Below are 14,955 nucleotides of genomic sequence, written 5' to 3' on the forward strand. Positions count from 1 at the left end.
CCCCGCCGCCGGGCCGGACGACCCCGGGCGCCCCCCAGCAGCCGTCGCCCCCGCCGCCGGTCGCGCCGGAACCGGCCCAGACGGCCCCGGCCCCCGAACCGGAGGCCCCCGAGCCCGAGGCCCCCGAGCCTGAAGCCCCCGCCGAGAGCTGACCGCCCCCGTCCATGAACGCACCTCCCTCCCCGTACCGCGGAGGGAGGTGCGGTCAGGCCCGGCCGCGGCGGGTGAGCGCGTCGCCCGCCGCGCCCACCGCGAGACCGAGGGCGATCATCACGACGTAGCTGTAGATCTCGTAGCCGTCGGGGGCGAGGAAGCGGACGAAGCCCATGAAGTGGATCCAGCCGAGCCACTCGTGCAGCAGGCCGCTCGCGCCGCCGACGACGAGGACGAAGGAGAGCAGCCCCGTGAGGGCGGCCACCGGGGACTTGGGATTGCTGGAGGTCATGCTCCGACGCTAGGCGGCGGGCCCAGGGCCCGGGATCGGCCATGGGGTGGCCGGCTGTCGTACTTAAGTATGCGGAGCGAGGGCGCGGACCCCCGCGCCCTCGCGGGCCCGCGTAGATTCCCGGGACATGCGCCGTATCCACCGCACCCGCCGGGACTGGGCCGCCGACCTGGGCCTGTTCCTCTTCGCCGCGTGCTTCGCCGCCGTCAGTTCACAGTCCATACCGGTGCCCGAGAGCCTCGGTGCGGGGTGGCGGGCCGCCGACCAGGTGGTCGGCGGGCTGGGGTGCGCGGCGGTGCTGCTGCGACGGCGCCGGCCGGTCGAGCTGGCCGTGGCGCTGCTCCTGGCCGGCAGCGTGGCGCACTATCTGACCGGGCCGGCGATGGTGGCGGTGTTCACCGTGGCCGCGACCCGGCCGTGGAAGGCGACGGCATGGGTGGCGGCGCTGGTCTTCGCCCCGCTGCCCGTCTTCCTGTGGCAGCTGCCGGAGATGTCCGAGGAGCGGGCGGGTCCGGCGGTGACGTACTTCGCCCTGATCGCCGGGTCCATCGGCTGGGGACTGTTCCGGCGGTCCCGGCAGCAGCTGATCGCCTCGCTGCGCGAGCGTGCCGAGCTGGCCGAGGCGGACGCCGAGTCGCGGGCCGAGCGGGCTCGGATGGAGGCCCGGGAGGAGATCGCCCGCGAGATGCACGACGTACTCGGCCACCGGCTGTCGCTGCTCAGCGTGCACGCGGGTGCCGGGGCAGGTCCGCCAGTTCCGGCTGCGGGCCTGCGCCTCTCCCCTCTTCCCGTCTTCCCGCTTCGCGCTTCCCTGGGCGGAAGTGCCCGCACTGGTCGCCGCGCACGGGCCCGACCTGGTGCTGATGGACATCCGGATGCCCGGAGTCGACGGGCTGGCCGCCACCGAGCGGCTGCGGGCACGGCCGGGCGCGCCGGAGGTGCTGGTCCTGACCACCTTCCACACCGACGCCCATGTCCTGCGGGCGCTGCGCGCCGGAGCGGCCGGTTTCCTCCTCAAGGACACCCCGCCGCAGGAGATCGTCGCGGCCGTCCGGACGGTGACCGCCGGGGACCCGGTGCTCTCCCCGGCCGTCACCCGCCGGCTCATCGACCGGGTGACGGGCGACACGGGACAGGACGCCCGCCGGGCCGCGGCCCGCGCGCGCCTCGCGCTGCTGGCCGGACGCGAGCGGGACGTGGCCCTGGCGGTCGGGCGGGGCCTGTCCAACGCGGAGATCGGACGGGAGCTCCACCTGGCCCTGCCCACGGTGAAGACCCACGTGTCCCGGATCCTGACCCGGCTCGACCTCAACAACCGGGTCCAGATCGCCCTGTTGGTCCACGACGCGAACCTGCCGGAGAACGGAACGGCGTAGTCCCGCCTGCGCGGGGCCTCCGGCGTCCGCGCGTGCGGGGACGAGCGACGAGCAGGCCGGCCCGGAGTGGCCGGGGCGGGCGCCACCCGGCCGGCCGGACGGCCGGCCGGGCGAGGGGGTTCGCCGCGTACGAGCCCGCCGGTGGGCGCTCCGCAGGGACACCGGCGGGGGAGAGTGAGACCCTGTCTGCATGGGCCGTAGGGCGGAGGACCCCGCCGTCGACTGGCCGGCGCGGCCGGACACCAGCCTCGCGCTCAACCGCATGGGCACATTCGACTGGGACCTCGACAGCGGGCGGATGTATCTCGATCCCACCGCCCTGGAGGTGCTGGACCTGCCTCCGGACGAGTTCGACGGCACGCCCGCCGGGCTCCGGCGGTGCTTCGTGCCCGGTGAGGAGGCACGGCTCGACACCCGGGTCGCGCAGGCGATCAAGGACGGCCGGAGCCACTACGGCGCCTACGTCCGCAGCCGCCTCCACGACGGCTCGGCGGCCTGGACCCACATCCAGGGGCACATCCTGCGGGACCCGGGCGGTCGTCCGTACCGCGTGATCGGGATCCTCCGCGACGCCGCCCACGACCCCGGCGATCCCGGCGCCTCCGGGGAGCAGATCGAGGGGCGCCGACGGATGACCAACGTCGTCGAGCGGACCACCGCCATCCTCGCCCACGCCCGCACCGTGAACGACGTGACCGACATCCTCAAGGACCCGCAGGCCCTCGGGCACCTCGGCGCGGTCAGCGTGATGCTGGGCGTCGTCGACGGCGGGCGCATCCACCTGGTCGCGGAGGGAGCGCTGGGCTCGTACGTGCCGGAGATCGAGTACACCCGGATCGACGCGCGACTGCCCATGAGCGAGGCCGTACGCACCATGCAGCCGGTCTTCCTCGTGTCGCGCGAGGAGTTCCAGCGGCGCTACCCGGAGCTGTGGCCGTACATCGAGCCCCTGTCCGTCCGCAGCGGCGTCTACCTGCCGCTGATCGCCCAGGGGCGGGCCGTCGGGGCGCTCGGGCTGCTCTACACGCGGGACGGCGATTTCACCACCGAGGAGCGGAACCTGCTGATGGCGCTCGGCAGCGGCGTCGCGCAGAGCCTCCAGCGCGCCATGCTCTTCGAACAGGAGCACGACCTTGCCGAGGGACTTCAGCGGGCCATGCTGCCCCGCAGGATCCCGGAGGTGCCGGGTGCGCTGATCGCCGTACGGTACCGCTCCGCCCGGATGGGGCGGGACATCGGCGGCGACTGGTACGACGTGGTCCCGCTCGGCGACGGCCGGGTCGGGGTGATGATCGGCGATGTCGAGGGGCACGACACGGACGCGGCGGCCGTCATGGGACAGCTGCGCATCGTGATGCGTGCCTACATCGTGGAGGGCCACACCCCCGGGACGGCGATGGCGCGGGCCTCGGCCTTCCTGCGCGAACTGGAGACGGAACGGTTCGCCACCTGCACCTACGCCGAGGTGGACCTCACCACCGGGATGGCCCGGATGGTCCGCGCCGGGCACCTCGATCCGGTCGTGCGACGGGGTGACGGCAGCGTCCACCGGGTCCAGGTGGCCGGCGGGCTACCGCTCGGCCTGCCGCCCCGTGAACAGACCGGCACCGGCTCCGGCTACCCGGTCACCACCCTCGAACTGCACCCCGGGGACACCCTGCTGCTGTGCACCGACGGCCTGATCGAACGCCCCGGTGCGGAACAGGACTCCGGCATGCGGGAACTCATGGCGGCGGTCCACAGCGGCCCGATCGACGTGGAGGAACTCGCCGACGTGCTGTGCGACCTGGTCGGGGACTCGGGCGGCGGGGACGACATGGCCCTGCTCGTGCTGCGCCGCCGCGGTACTCCCGTCGCGCGCGGGGGCGGCCCGCTCGACCATCGACTGGAACCGGGCGACACCACGGCCCCGGCGCTGGCCCGGCACCTGATCCGGGCTGCCGTCTCCGCCTGGGGAGCGCGGCACCGGGCCGACGAGATCGAACTGGCGGCGGACGAGCTGATGACCAACGCACTGGTCCACACGGAAGGCGGCGGGCACGTCCGTATGAGGCTCACGGCGCAGGGGCGGATCCGGGTCGAGGTCGAGGACACCAGCAGCGCCCTGCCGAGGCGGCGCGAGGCCGGTGACTGGGCGGTGTCGGGGCGCGGGCTGATGCTGGTGGAGCGGCTCGCGGACGAGTGGGGTGTGGAGCCCCGGGGCGGCGGGAAGTGCGTGTGGTGCGAGTTCGCCCTGGCCGCTCCGGAGGACGACGGCTGAGAACGACCGGGCCGAAGCGGGCCGGGCCCCGATCCCCCGAGCCCCGGAGGCCGGGTCGCTCAGAGGCGTACCAGGGTGACCTCGGTGGCCTTCACGCTCGTCCACACCACGACGCCGTCCACGATGCCCAGCTCGGCCGCCGCCTCGGGAGTGATCTCGGCGACCAGGTCGGGTGCCTCGTCCGAGGCGATCAGTACGCGCAGCCGGCTGCCGACCGCGGTGATCTCCCGTACGGTGCCCGGCCAGACGTTGCGGGGGCTGCCGCCCGGGCGCTCCCGGTGGACCGACACCGCCTCCGGAGCGATGATCGCCAGCGCCCGCGCCCCCTCGGGCAGCACCTCGGCGGCCACCAGCCGGCCTCCGGTCGCGAGGGCGAGCCCGTCGGCGGACGCGGTGCCCGGCCAGGCGTTGCGCCCCAGCATGCGGGCCACCCACGGGGAGCGCGGATGCCGGGCCACCTCGGCGGGCGGCGCGTCCTGCAGGGCCAGGCCGTCGGCCAGTACGAGGACCCGGTCGGCCAGCGACACCGCCTCGACGGGGTCGTGGGTGACGATCAGGCAGACTCCGCCGAAGCCGGCCAGGTGCGTGCGCAGGGTGTGGCGGACCCGGGCCCGGGTGGTCTGGTCGAGCGCGGCCAGCGGCTCGTCCAGGAGCAGCAGGCGGGGGCGGGCGGCCAACGCCCGGGCGAGGGCCACCCGCTGGGCCTGGCCGCCGGAGAGCTGGGCGGGCCGACGGTCGGCGAGGTGCAGCACTCCGAGCCGGTTCAGCCAGGTCCGGGCCTCGCGGCGGGCCTCGGCGCGCGGCACCCCGCGGGCGCGCAGCCCGTACGCGGTGTTGGCCACGGCGGTCAGGTGCGGGAACAGCGCCCCGTCCTGCGGGACCCAGGCCACCTGCCGCCTGTGCGGGGGCAGGGCGGTGACGTCGGTGTCGCCGAGCCGCAGTTCGGCATGGGCGCGCGGGGTGAGGCCGAGGAGGGCGCGCAGCAGGGTGGTCTTGCCGGCGCCGTTCTCGCCGACGACGGCGATGGTGGTGCCGGGTGCGGCGTCGAGGGTGAGCTCGTTGAAGCCGGTGACGACGGCGTGCAGGGGCCAGCGGCCGCCCTGCGGCAGCGCGGTTCCGCCGGCGTCGGCGGTGGGGTCGGAGTCCGGGCCGGTCGGCTCCTCCGGGACCGGCGGCGCCACCGGGGCCTCGCGGGCCACCGGGGTGCCCGTCCAGCGTCCGCGCAGGGCGATCAGTACGCCCATGGCGATCGCCAGGAGCAACAGCGAGACGGAGGTGGCGGCTTCGGGCTCGTCCTGGAGCAGCAGGTACACCTGGAGCGGCAGGGTCTGGGTGGTGCCGGGCAGGTTCCCGGCGAAGGTGATGGTCGCGCCGAACTCGCCCAGGGCTCGGGCCCAGGTCAGTGCCGCACCTGCGATCAGGCCGGGGGCCACCATGGGCAGGGTCACGGTGAAGAACACCCGGACGGGCGAGGCCCCGAGCGAGGCGGCGGTCTCCTCGTAGCTCTGCCTGAGCCCGCCGAGGGCGCCTTCGAGGCTGATCACCAGGAACGGCATGGCGACGAACGTGGCCGCGACGACCGCGCCCGACGTGTGGAACGGCAGGGTGATCCCGAAGGTGCCCTCCAGCCAGGGCCCGAGCAGTCCGCGCCGGCCGAAGCCGAGGAGCAGGGCCACACCGCCGACGGTCGGCGGCAGCACCATCGGGAGCAGGACGAGCGAGCGGACCAGGGCCTTGCCCTTGAACTCGACGCGGGCCAGCAGCCAGGCGAGCGGTACGCCGAGGAGCAGGGAGAGGGCGAGGGCCCACAGGGAGACGAGGAGCGAGAGCTTCAGCGCCTGGACCACGCCGGGGCTGCTGAGGTGGGCGCCGAGTTCGCTCCACTGGGTGCGGACGAGGATGCCGACGAGGGGCAGCAACAGGAACGCGACGGCGAGCAGCGCGGGGAGCGCCAGGGCCAACGGGGGCCGGGTGCGGGTGCCGGTGCGGGGGCGCGTGCGCCGGCCTGGCCGGGTGCGGAGTGTGCTCATGAGGGTTCCTGGCTGGGGGAGTCGGCTGCGGGGAAGCGTATGCGGCGGTCGCAGGATCCGGGTGCGCCCGCGTCCGAACGCGCGAAGGGGCTGCCTGTCCCCCCGATTCAGGCAGCCCCGAGCGCGCGTCCGGACGCGGCCGGTGGTGGCGGTTACGCCTTCTGGAAGCCCGCGTCCTGAAGGATCTTCTGCGCCTCGGGGGTGCTCAGCCAGGTGACGAACGCGGCCGCGTCCTCGGCGTTCTTGGACGCCTTCAGGGTGGCTGCCGGGTAGGAGGCCACGGCGTTCTGACCGTCCGGGATGTCCACTGTGACGACCTTGTCGCCGGACTTGGCGGAGTCGGTCCTGTAGACGAGGCCGGCGTCGGCCTCGCCCAGCTCGACCTTGCTCAGCACGGCGCGGACGTTGGGCTCCTGGGAGACCGGCTTCACCTCGATCTTCTGGGCGTCGAGGATCTGCTTGCTGTAGCGGCCGACCGGGACCTCGGGCGCGGCGAGAACGACCTTGATCTTGGCGTCGGCGAGGTCCTTGAGCTCGTCGATCTTGAACGGGTTGGCCTTGCCGGCCGCGATGACCAGGCGGTTCTTGGCGATGACGGTGGCGTCGCCGGTCTCGGCCTTCAGTCCGTCCATCGTCTTGGTGTCGGCGGTGACCAGCGCGTCGGCCGGGGCGCCCTGCTTGACCTGGGCCGCCAGCTCCTGCGAACCGGCGAAGGAGAAGGTGATCTTCGTGCCGGGGTGGGTCTTCTCGTACTCCGCACCCGCGGTCTTGAAGACGTCGGTGAGGGAGGAGGCCGCGAGGACCGTGAGGTTCACGGCCTTCGGGGTGGGAGCGGCGTCGGCGGCGGGCTTGTCGTCGCCCTTGCCGCAGGCGGCCAGCGGCACGAGCAGGGCGGCGGTCAGCGCGACGGTGGCGGTACGGCGACGGATCATGGTCGGAGACATGAGCAGGTGCTCCTCGGTCGGGTCGGCGGCCGGCCTGGTGCCGGGCGCTTGGTGGTGACCCGCGCCGGTGACGGGCGGAGCGGGTGGGGACGTTCGGTGACGCCGAGCGGGTGGTGCGGGGGCCGCGGGGGACGGCGGGCGGCGCCGTCCGGATCAGGTGCGGTCGATGTGCACGCTGGTGGACTTCACGCGGGCGGTGGCCTGCATGCCGACCTCCAGCCCGAGCTCCTCGACGGCCTCACGGGTGAGCAGGGAGACCAGGCGGTGGGGACCGGCCTGGATCTCGACCTGGGCGGCCACGTCGCCGAGCTCGACGGCCGTGACGATGCCGGGAAAGGCATTGCGCGCCGAGGTGCAGGGCTCCCCGTCCTCGAGGTGGGCGCCCTGGCCCACCTCGACGGAGAAGGCGGCCAGGTCGCGTCCGTCGATCAGACGTCGGCCGCCTTCGTCGCGATGGGTCACGACCCGGCCGGCGTCGGCCCAGCGGCGCGCGGTGTCCGGGCTGACGCCCAGCAGACGCGCCGCCTGTCCGATGGTGTAGGACTGCATGGGCGACAACGTAGGGCCATAAGTGGCGCATTTGCAATTCTCTTGGCCTGATCTCCATGGCAGATGCCGCATCCATTGGCACATCTGCCAAAACTCGTTCCGCTCCGCGGCGACCGCCTCGATAGAGTCGGGGCATGGCTGAAGAGGTAACGGAAACGGGCACCGTGCGGGTGGACGCGTGGATCTGGTCCGTGCGCCTGACCAAAACCCGCTCGACCGCGGCGACCGCCTGCCGGGCGGGCCACGTGAAGGTCAACGGGGAGCGCGCCAAGCCGGCGCAGCCGGTGCGCGCGGGTGACGAGGTACGGCTCTTCCACGCGGGGCGAGAGCGGATCGTCGTCGTCAAGCGACCCGTGTCCAAGCGGGTGGGCGCCCCCGTCGCCGCCGAATGCCTGATCGACAACAGCCCGCCGCCGCCGACCCCCGTGGAGGCCGCCGTCGTCGGCATCCGCGACCGGGGCGCGGGCCGCCCGACGAAGCGCGAACGCCGCGAGATCGAATCCCTCCGCGGCCGCCCGTAGGCGGCGCCGCGGGGTCCGGGGGTCAGGTCTTGCGGTAGGTGTACGCCTCGGCGGCGGCCGCCGCGACCGCCGCCAGGGGGGCTCCCGCGGAGGCGGTCACCACCGCCGCCACCGCGCCCTCGACGAACGGCGCGTCCAGCAGCGCGGATCCCGGCGGGAGTTCGTCCTCCAGCAGCAGGGCCTTCACCGTCAGCACCGAGCTCCCCAGGTCGACCAGCAGGGCCACCCCGGCGCCCCGGTCCACCTCCCTCGCGGCCGCGACGATCCGCTCCGAGCTGGTGCCGAGCCCGCCGAGGGCCGTACCGCCCGCCGCGGCCACCGGGGCCACGGCTCCGCCGGCCGCCAGTTCGCGGGCCAGCTCGGCCACCGACTCCGCGACCGGCGCGCTGTGCGACACCAGCACGATGCCCACCAGGGCCGGGCCGGCACCGGGAGCGGAGGAGCCGGGGTCCCGTTGTCCGGCCGTCATCGCGCGCCCTCCGGCTCCGCCACGTCCGCCAGCGCCCCCAGCAACAGCGCCGACGAGGTCGCCCCCGGATCCTGGTGGCCGATGCTCCGTTCGCCCAGGTAGCTGGCCCGTCCCTTGCGCGCCCGCATCGGCACCGTCGCCAGCGCCCCGTTCTCCGCCGCGATCCCGGCCGCCCGGTACGAGGTTCCCAGCGCTGCCACCCCCGGCTCCAGCGCGTCCAGCATCGTCTTGTCACCCGGCGCCGCCCCGCCCAGCTGCGCCACCGCGTCGACCCCCACGGCCAGCGCCTCGCGCAGCTCCGCGTCGGAGATCTCGGCGGACTCCCCGAGCGCCTTGCCCGTGCGCCGCAGCAGCGTCCCGTACAGCGGACCCGAGGCCCCGCCGACCGTGGAGATCAGCGTCCTCCCGGCCAGCTGGAGCACCGCGCCCGGGGGCGCCGTCGGGGGCTGTGCCCCCATGGCGGCGACCACGGCCGTGAAGCCGCGCAGCAGATTGCTCCCGTGGTCGGCGTCCCCGATGGGGGAGTCGAGCTCGGTCAGCCGGTCCGCCTCGCGCTCCACCGCGGCCGCGGCGGCCGTCATCCAGTGTCGGAAGAAATCTGCGTCACGCACTGGTTCTCCTCGCCTCGCACCTGTCCGGCCGGTCCCTGCGACACCCTACGTTCAGCGGCCCCAGCGCAGCGCCGCGGTCTGCACGGGCGCGTCCCACAGCCGCAGCAGCTCCTCGTCCGCCCGGCACAGCGTCACCGAACAACCGGCCATGTCCAGCGATGTGACGTAGTTGCCGACGAGCGTCCGCGCCACCGGCACACCGCGCTCGGCCAGGATCCGCGCCACCTCCGCGTGGAACCCGTACAGCTCCAGCAGCGGCGTCGCCCCCATCCCGTTGACCAGCGCCAGCACCGGCCCGTCGGCCGGACCGACCTGCGCCAGCTCCTCCAGTACGGCGCCGACCGCGACCTCGGCGATCTCCCGCGCCGACATCAGCGGGCGCCTCTCCCGGCCCGGTTCGCCGTGGATGCCGATGCCCAACTCCAGCTCCCCGTCGGGCAGGTCGAAGGTCGGGCTGCCCTTCGCGGGTGTGGTGCAGGCGCTCAGCGCGACCCCGAAACTCCGCGAGGACTCGTTGACCCGCCGGGCGAGCGCCGTGACCCGATCCAGCGGAGCCCCCTCCTCGGCGGCCGCCCCGGCGATCTTCTCGACGAAGAGGGTGGCCCCCGTGCCGCGCCGCCCGGCGGTGTACAGGCTGTCGGTCACCGCGACGTCGTCGTCCACGAGGACGCGCTCGACGCGCAGGCCGTCCTCCTCGGCGAGCTCGGCCGCCATCTCGAAGTTCAGTACGTCCCCGGTGTAGTTCTTGACGACGAACAGCACCCCCTGGCCGGAGTCCACGGCCCCCGCGGCCCGCACCACCTGGTCGGGTACCGGCGAGGTGAACACCTCACCCGGGCAGGCGGCCGACAGCATTCCGTACCCCACGAACCCTGCGTGCAGCGGCTCGTGCCCGGACCCGCCCCCGGACACCACCCCGACCCGCCCGCCGGCCCGCGCGTCCCGCCGTACGACGACGCGCCGCTCCACGTCGACGTCCAGGTCGGGATGGGCGGCCGCCATCCCCCGCAGGGCGTCGGCAACCACGCTCTGCGCACTGTTGATCAGCATCCTCATGCGTATCTCCCGGTGAGGTTGACAGGTGACCCTATGAGCAGCGTTTTTGCAGGTCAGAGAGCCTGACCCTCATTATCGATCTTGGCGGTCCTTAGCGCCCGAAAGCGGGTTCCGGCGGTACTGATGCTGACCTCCTGCCGACTTCAATGACGACCTGTCAGGTGGCGTGCTGACGTCACGCCGCTCACGGTGACGGTAGGGGAGCCGGCCCCGCAGCGACAGGCAGACGGGGTCCCGGGCGTGGCACAGGGCTCAGGCGGCGCTGTCGGCGGCAACGGGGCGCTTTCGCGGGCCGAACGCGGAAATGAAGGTACGGCAGTGCGTCGTAGGGACGAGTGGGTACGGACCGGCCGACCGGACCGCGGCTGGAGCGGGCATGAGATCCGCCGACGCCGGGATGGCGTACCTCTCCGGTGATCTCGTCGCCTGCCCGCCCTGCTGTGCCTCGTGCCGCCCCATGGCATTGAGGCCGCCCAGAACGGGTCTCGCGCGAATCGTTTGCGAGCCGCCGGTGCGGACATATGCCTAGCGTAAGACGTTTAAGGGGACGATATGGGTGCCGGTGAAAAAGCGAAGGCTGAGATAGAGCGAGTTGCGGGAAGGGCTGTGAAGAGAGCAGCCCATGCCATGGGTAAGGAGACGCTGGCCGCCAAGGGTGCAGCTCTGGAGGCCCGGGGCAATGCCCGGCGTGTCAAGGAGAAGGGCAAGGATGCGTTGAGTTGACCGCGTCGGATCCTTGGCCGTTGGGCGAGTGATTGAAGGCGTGGAGTGCACTGCTCATTTGTGCGACGAGACAGGAAGGAATCATGGGCATACTTGCTTGGATTCTTATCGGGCTGTTCGCGGGCATCATTGCCAAAATGCTGATGCCCGGGAAGGACCCGGGCGGCATTATCATCACCATATTGATAGGCATCGCGGGCGGCCTGCTCGGTGGGTGGCTCGGTAAGGTGATTTTCGGAGTCGACTCCATCGACGGCTTCTTCGAGATCTCGACGTGGGTCGCCGCCATCGTCGGCTCCCTCATCCTCCTCGGCGTCTTCCGCCTCTTCAGGAGTGCTAGGCACTAGCAGGAAACGGAAACCGGACGCCGGTCCCTTTGATACGCGAAACGGCTTCCCTGTGCGAGCGGGCGAAGCCGTTTCCTTGCCTTCGTGCGCCGCAAGCACGGCTGACTGCGGTCTGAACCGGGTGAGGCCCGCGCTGCGAGGGGTTGCTCCCAGCCGGCGGACGCAATCGAACCCGGCATCCACGCCCGAGCGTGTCGCGGGCGCCTGTAACCCATGCAGGACGCGCTTCATCTTGCGACGCAGCGCCCGCCGAGCTGCCCACACCGTCACTCGCAAACCCCATGCTGTCAGTCGCAAGAGGATCCCCACGAGAGGTCGTCGCATCCAGCGAACAAGCGTCCAGCGCCGTCTCCATTTATGTCCGTGCCGCCCCAGGATGAACATCACGCTTGCCTCCCGCAGCTACGGGCCGGCGTTTTCGTCGTCGGCAGGACCAATTCCCGAATCAATGGGAGGACCCTATGTAAGTCCCTGTGTGCCACCTACCCGGTTTCAAACAACGAGAACGCTACAGTCGCCGAAATCGTTGAGGTATCTCCATGGTGCGCGCGGACCAGGCCAACCATGTGCTGACGAAACCGCATGGCCAAAGCGGCAAGGCCGTCCACCCGCAGCGCGCGTAAGCGAAACCCACGCGGATGGCATGCCCGGCGGGCTACACGGTGCGGGTGACGGTGACCACGACGGTGACGGGCGCCGCCCTGCCGTGCTGGGCCAGGTAGGAGGTGACGGCCGTCCGCACGCTTTCGCGGACCCGTCGGGCGACGTCGACGACGCGGTGGTCCTGGTCCAGGATGCAGCGCACCTCCACGTGCCAAGCGCCGACCGGGGTGAGCTCGCAGCGGACGCCGGCCGCCTCGTGGTGCCCGGTGGCACCTGCGGCCACGGCTTCGTACACGCGGGAGGCCGCGAGTGCCAGCCGGTCGGCGAGCGCGGGCTGGAGGGCGACTACGCCGGGAACGTCGAGGGCGGCCCGGGCTGCCGCTCGGTGGATGTTCTCGCAGGGGGAGACGTTCATGGTTCGCTCAGTTCGGACCGCTCGTCACCAGGTACGCGGGAGTGTCCCAGCACGGCGCTGACTTCCACGTCGACGGTGGTGACGGCGAGGCCGAGGACGTGTTCGGCCGCGTGGAGGACGGCTTGGCGTACTGCCTCGGCCCGCCCTCGCAGCGGCTGGTCGAGCGTGGCCGCCACCGTGATGACGACGACATGGACGGCGTGGGAGTGGGCGTCCTTCGTCGCGGCCACGCGGCAGCTGGCGGCGCGGACGCCGGGGACGGTGTCGGCGGCCCGACGCAGCACTTTCGCGGCCGCGCTCTCGGCGATGCGCAGGTCGTGATCGGGGTCGTCGAGCAGCAACATGGTGCCGAGCCGTACCTCGCTGCGGACCGCGTTGATGACCCGGGTGGCGAGGCTGTGACCGTCGGGTTGTTCCTCGGCGCGCAGAGCACGGGTTGCCCGGTCCAGGGCTGTCAGCCCTTCGACGGCCTCGCGGCAGTGGGGACAGCGGCTGCTGTGCGGGTCTGAGGCGTCAGCCGCGCCGCGGGCCTGTTGCCAGGCACGGCCGAGGGGGCGCCCGCAGGGCAGGAGTTCCGCACCCGCCAGCAGCTCCGCGTCGGGATGCAGCGACGCTTCAGCCGCTACGGCGTGCACGCCTGCGGGCTCGTCGCCTGAGGTCGGGTGCGGGTCGTCTAGCGCCATGGGCGCATCGCCTCCATCAGAGCGCGTCGTGCGCGAAAGAGCCTGCCGCGCACCGTTTGTTCGCTGCTGCCCACCACGTGGGCGATCTCTTCGTAGTGCAGGCCGTGCAGTTCCCGCAGCACCCAGCACACCCGGAGCTCGGGGCCCAGTGCCAGGAGCGCTTGCGTCAGGGCGGCCGCTGCCGCGTCCGTCTCGGCCACCTTGGGTGGTGAGCTGTTCGCATCCACGGCAGCCGGTTCGGGGACGGTGTCCAGGGGCAACGGATGGGGTCGGCGGCGCAGAGCGTTGAGGCAGCGGTTCGTCACGATGCGATACATCCAGGTGCTGAACGAGGCGCTGTGCCGGAATTCCGGCAGCCGCCGCCAAGCGCTGATGAAGGCGTCTTGGACCGCGTCCTCTGCGTCCGCCCGGTTGCCGAGCAGATGCTGGGCGAGGGCGAGCAGGCGGCTGCTGTGCCGGCGGACCAGCACGGCGAAGGCGTCTTCGTCACCTTCCGAGGCTCGTATCGCCAGCATGCTGTCGTCCAGTGTGCCGACAGCGTCCTGCTCCACAGTGACGCCGGTGATCGACAGCGCTGCCGGTCGCAGGGGGAGGTCTGCGTCAGGCTGGGGGGAGGGGTCGGTCCGGTTGCGCATCCGCCGCTCGCTTCCTGTCGAAGACGCTCGTTGCGGCCTGCGTACGTACTCCTCGATGGTAGGCGGGCTGCCCCGCACGAGCCCCGTGAGGAATGTCCACGCGAGGTGTCCTAAGCATGAGGGCGCCGCACCGGCGCCCGGACATCCACCCTGGGGAGGTCCTCATGTCGGACACCATCAACCCCACCTCAGGCGGAGACGAGTCACGTCCTGCGGGCAAGACCCTCACGGGCCCCACCGGCGCCGGAACCGCACCCGAGTCGCGGGGCAGGACGACCATCGCCGACAGCGTGGTCGAGAAGATCGCAGGAATGGCCACCCGCGAGGTGCCGGGCATTCACAGCCTCGGCTCCGGCATGGCCCGCACGCTCGGGGCGGTGACCGACAAGGTCCCCGGCGGCCGTCCCAGCGTGAGCCGCGGCGTGAAGGTCGAGGTGGGCGAACGGCAGGCCGCCATCGATCTCGACGTCGTCGTGGAGTACGGCGTCGCCATCGTGGACATCGCCGCCGACGTCCGTACCAGCGTCATCATGGCCGTCGAACGCATGACCGGCCTTGAGGTCGTCGAGGTGAACATCGCCGTCGACGATGTCCACCTGCCCGACGAGGAGGACGACCAGGAAGGCGAGGGACGCGTGCAGTGACTCCTCGCAGCCCCCGGATTCAGCGGGCCGCGAAACAACCGACGCGAAATTCAGGTGAGTGAAATGAGCGCAGCAACCGTGGGCCTGCTTGCCGGCATGGCCCTGGGCTTCGCCGCATTCTTCGGCGGCTTCTGGGCGTTCCTGCTCGTGGCGTTCCTGGGCCTGGTGGGCCTGATCATCGGCCGCATGGTGCAGGGTGACCTGGAGCTGTCCGACTTCACGCGTTCCCGGAACCGGCAGTGACCCCGCAACCTGAGGCTGCGCCGCTCGGGGGTGCAGCAGCCCCCACCCCGCCGGTGCTACCGGCGGCCGAACGCGGGGCCACAGTGATCCCGGACAAGGTGGTCGCCCGCATCGCGGCCCGCGCCGCAAAGGAGGCACTGGCCACGCACACGGACACCTCGGGCGTTCACGCGAAACTGGCCGGTCCGCGCGCCTCGGTCACCGTCGGCAGCGGCACGGCCCGGTTGGGACTGACTCTGGACCTGCCCTACCCGGCGGACCTCGCCGGCGTCTCCCGCCGGCTACAGGACTACGTCAGTGAGCGGGTGGCGCATTTGACCGGTATGCGCGTCACGGAAGTCACCCTTGCCATCGAGCACCTGATTCCCGCCGACGGCCTGGAGCGCCGCCGCGTGCAGTGA

At 72.5% G+C, this 14,955-nt stretch carries 20 protein-coding genes; 8 read left to right on the plus strand and 12 right to left on the minus strand.

What is annotated here, in order from left to right; translation table 11 throughout:
• Positions 1-205 precede the first annotated feature (205 nt).
• The 3 genes from OG373_RS34520 to OG373_RS34530 form a co-directional block, all read right to left on the minus strand.
• Complete coding sequence (locus OG373_RS34520) at positions 206-445, minus strand: hypothetical protein (protein ID WP_405442478.1); 240 nt, start codon at positions 443-445, stop codon at positions 206-208.
• A 211-nt stretch (positions 446-656) separates the two neighbouring features.
• Positions 657-809 (minus strand): hypothetical protein, encoded by a 153-nt coding sequence (locus tag OG373_RS34525; protein WP_405442480.1) that lies wholly within the window; start codon positions 807-809, stop codon positions 657-659.
• Entirely contained in the window at positions 809-994 is a 186-nt protein-coding gene (locus OG373_RS34530) for a hypothetical protein (protein ID WP_405442481.1), read from the minus strand. The genes OG373_RS34525 and OG373_RS34530 overlap by 1 nt, the downstream gene beginning before the upstream one ends.
• Before the next feature lie 212 nt (positions 995-1,206).
• Here OG373_RS34530 and OG373_RS34535 point away from each other — a divergent pair, with 212 nt between their 5' ends.
• Both OG373_RS34535 and OG373_RS34540 read left to right on the plus strand, forming a co-directional pair.
• Positions 1,207-1,821, plus strand: coding sequence for a response regulator (locus OG373_RS34535; protein WP_405444305.1), 615 nt, complete (start codon positions 1,207-1,209; stop codon positions 1,819-1,821).
• A 190-nt stretch (positions 1,822-2,011) separates the two neighbouring features.
• A complete protein-coding gene (locus OG373_RS34540; RefSeq protein ID WP_405442483.1) occupies positions 2,012-4,081 on the plus strand; it encodes a SpoIIE family protein phosphatase in 2,070 nt (689 codons plus the stop codon).
• Positions 4,082-4,140: 59 nt separating this feature from the next.
• Here the strand turns inward: OG373_RS34540 and OG373_RS34545 are convergent, their stop codons facing one another.
• From OG373_RS34545 to OG373_RS34555, 3 genes are all read right to left on the minus strand, one after another.
• Positions 4,141-6,111, minus strand: a complete 1,971-nt coding sequence (locus OG373_RS34545) for an ABC transporter permease (protein WP_405442485.1) — start codon at positions 6,109-6,111, stop codon at positions 4,141-4,143.
• 152 nt (positions 6,112-6,263) lie between these two features.
• On the minus strand, positions 6,264-7,055 hold the full coding sequence (gene modA, locus OG373_RS34550; protein WP_405442487.1) for a molybdate ABC transporter substrate-binding protein: 792 nt from the start codon (positions 7,053-7,055) through the stop codon (positions 6,264-6,266).
• A 153-nt stretch (positions 7,056-7,208) separates the two neighbouring features.
• On the minus strand, positions 7,209-7,604 hold the full coding sequence (locus OG373_RS34555) for a molybdopterin-binding protein (RefSeq protein ID WP_405442489.1): 396 nt from the start codon (positions 7,602-7,604) through the stop codon (positions 7,209-7,211).
• A gap of 134 nt (positions 7,605-7,738) precedes the next feature.
• On the opposite strand from OG373_RS34555, the gene OG373_RS34560 reads away from it, so the two are divergent.
• Positions 7,739-8,125 carry an RNA-binding S4 domain-containing protein gene (locus OG373_RS34560; RefSeq protein WP_397733868.1) on the plus strand — a complete coding sequence of 129 codons (387 nt, stop codon included), beginning with the start codon at positions 7,739-7,741 and terminating at the stop codon, positions 8,123-8,125.
• 22 nt (positions 8,126-8,147) lie between these two features.
• On the opposite strand, the gene OG373_RS34565 is transcribed toward OG373_RS34560, so the two are convergent.
• Genes OG373_RS34565 through dhaK form a run of 3 tightly spaced genes read right to left on the minus strand, consistent with a single transcriptional unit; the run spans position 8,148 to position 10,261 of the window.
• Complete coding sequence (locus OG373_RS34565; protein ID WP_405442490.1) at positions 8,148-8,594, minus strand: PTS fructose transporter subunit IIA; 447 nt, start codon at positions 8,592-8,594, stop codon at positions 8,148-8,150.
• A complete protein-coding gene (gene dhaL, locus OG373_RS34570; RefSeq protein ID WP_405442492.1) occupies positions 8,591-9,205 on the minus strand; it encodes a dihydroxyacetone kinase subunit DhaL in 615 nt (204 codons plus the stop codon). Before dhaL ends, OG373_RS34565 begins: the two co-directional genes overlap by 4 nt.
• 51 nt (positions 9,206-9,256) lie before the next feature.
• Positions 9,257-10,261 (minus strand): dihydroxyacetone kinase subunit DhaK, encoded by a 1,005-nt coding sequence (gene dhaK / locus OG373_RS34575; protein WP_405442493.1) that lies wholly within the window; start codon positions 10,259-10,261, stop codon positions 9,257-9,259.
• Positions 10,262-10,813: 552 nt separating this feature from the next.
• Between dhaK and OG373_RS34580 the strand changes: the two genes are divergently transcribed.
• Together OG373_RS34580 and OG373_RS34585 are read left to right on the plus strand one after the other, a co-directional pair.
• Positions 10,814-10,984 (plus strand): hypothetical protein, encoded by a 171-nt coding sequence (locus OG373_RS34580; protein WP_405442495.1) that lies wholly within the window; start codon positions 10,814-10,816, stop codon positions 10,982-10,984.
• An 83-nt stretch (positions 10,985-11,067) separates the two neighbouring features.
• Positions 11,068-11,331 (plus strand): GlsB/YeaQ/YmgE family stress response membrane protein, encoded by a 264-nt coding sequence (locus OG373_RS34585; RefSeq protein WP_397734116.1) that lies wholly within the window; start codon positions 11,068-11,070, stop codon positions 11,329-11,331.
• Positions 11,332-11,986: 655 nt separating this feature from the next.
• Here OG373_RS34585 and OG373_RS34590 read toward each other — a convergent pair.
• The 3 genes from OG373_RS34590 to OG373_RS34600 are packed head-to-tail and all read right to left on the minus strand — an operon-like array spanning position 11,987 to position 13,547.
• Entirely contained in the window at positions 11,987-12,349 is a 363-nt protein-coding gene (locus tag OG373_RS34590; protein ID WP_405442497.1) for a hypothetical protein, read from the minus strand.
• Positions 12,346-13,032, minus strand: coding sequence for a hypothetical protein (locus OG373_RS34595; protein ID WP_405442499.1), 687 nt, complete (start codon positions 13,030-13,032; stop codon positions 12,346-12,348). The genes OG373_RS34590 and OG373_RS34595 overlap by 4 nt, the downstream gene beginning before the upstream one ends.
• The gene (locus tag OG373_RS34600) at positions 13,023-13,547 is read right to left on the minus strand and encodes an RNA polymerase sigma factor (protein ID WP_405444307.1); all 525 of its coding nucleotides are present in this window, start codon (positions 13,545-13,547) and stop codon (positions 13,023-13,025) included. Before OG373_RS34600 ends, OG373_RS34595 begins: the two co-directional genes overlap by 10 nt.
• Before the next feature lie 284 nt (positions 13,548-13,831).
• Here OG373_RS34600 and OG373_RS34605 point away from each other — a divergent pair, with 284 nt between their 5' ends.
• The 3 genes from OG373_RS34605 (at position 13,832) to OG373_RS34615 (ending at position 14,955) form a co-directional block, all read left to right on the plus strand.
• On the plus strand, positions 13,832-14,311 hold the full coding sequence (locus OG373_RS34605) for an Asp23/Gls24 family envelope stress response protein (RefSeq protein ID WP_397733858.1): 480 nt from the start codon (positions 13,832-13,834) through the stop codon (positions 14,309-14,311).
• Between the two features lie 63 nt (positions 14,312-14,374).
• On the plus strand, positions 14,375-14,554 hold the full coding sequence (locus tag OG373_RS34610; protein WP_397733856.1) for a DUF2273 domain-containing protein: 180 nt from the start codon (positions 14,375-14,377) through the stop codon (positions 14,552-14,554).
• 83 nt (positions 14,555-14,637) lie between these two features.
• A complete protein-coding gene (locus tag OG373_RS34615) occupies positions 14,638-14,955 on the plus strand; it encodes a hypothetical protein (RefSeq protein ID WP_405442502.1) in 318 nt (105 codons plus the stop codon).

The sequence above is a fragment of the Streptomyces avidinii genome (assembly GCF_045161815.1).
Taxonomy (GTDB): domain Bacteria; phylum Actinomycetota; class Actinomycetes; order Streptomycetales; family Streptomycetaceae; genus Streptomyces; species Streptomyces avidinii.

Bases quoted from the DNA above. Each gene is read 5' to 3' on its own strand.
- OG373_RS34540 (WP_405442483.1), top strand. From the start codon at position 2,012: ATGGGCCGTAGGGCGGAGGACCCCGCCGTCGACTGGCCGGCGCGGCCG.
- OG373_RS34530 (WP_405442481.1), bottom strand. From the start codon at position 994: ATGGACCCGGCGATCAGGGCGAAGTACGTCACCGCCGGACCCGCCCGC.
- OG373_RS34520 (WP_405442478.1), bottom strand. From the start codon at position 445: ATGACCTCCAGCAATCCCAAGTCCCCGGTGGCCGCCCTCACGGGGCTG.
- OG373_RS34605 (WP_397733858.1), top strand. From the start codon at position 13,832: ATGTCGGACACCATCAACCCCACCTCAGGCGGAGACGAGTCACGTCCT.
- dhaK (WP_405442493.1), bottom strand. From the start codon at position 10,261: ATGAGGATGCTGATCAACAGTGCGCAGAGCGTGGTTGCCGACGCCCTG.
- OG373_RS34565 (WP_405442490.1), bottom strand. From the start codon at position 8,594: ATGACGGCCGGACAACGGGACCCCGGCTCCTCCGCTCCCGGTGCCGGC.
- OG373_RS34545 (WP_405442485.1), bottom strand. From the start codon at position 6,111: ATGAGCACACTCCGCACCCGGCCAGGCCGGCGCACGCGCCCCCGCACC.
- OG373_RS34580 (WP_405442495.1), top strand. From the start codon at position 10,814: ATGGGTGCCGGTGAAAAAGCGAAGGCTGAGATAGAGCGAGTTGCGGGA.
- OG373_RS34590 (WP_405442497.1), bottom strand. From the start codon at position 12,349: ATGAACGTCTCCCCCTGCGAGAACATCCACCGAGCGGCAGCCCGGGCC.
- OG373_RS34555 (WP_405442489.1), bottom strand. From the start codon at position 7,604: ATGCAGTCCTACACCATCGGACAGGCGGCGCGTCTGCTGGGCGTCAGC.
- OG373_RS34610 (WP_397733856.1), top strand. From the start codon at position 14,375: ATGAGCGCAGCAACCGTGGGCCTGCTTGCCGGCATGGCCCTGGGCTTC.
- modA (WP_405442487.1), bottom strand. From the start codon at position 7,055: ATGTCTCCGACCATGATCCGTCGCCGTACCGCCACCGTCGCGCTGACC.
- OG373_RS34560 (WP_397733868.1), top strand. From the start codon at position 7,739: ATGGCTGAAGAGGTAACGGAAACGGGCACCGTGCGGGTGGACGCGTGG.
- OG373_RS34585 (WP_397734116.1), top strand. From the start codon at position 11,068: ATGGGCATACTTGCTTGGATTCTTATCGGGCTGTTCGCGGGCATCATT.
- OG373_RS34600 (WP_405444307.1), bottom strand. From the start codon at position 13,547: ATGCTGGCGATACGAGCCTCGGAAGGTGACGAAGACGCCTTCGCCGTG.
- OG373_RS34595 (WP_405442499.1), bottom strand. From the start codon at position 13,032: ATGGCGCTAGACGACCCGCACCCGACCTCAGGCGACGAGCCCGCAGGC.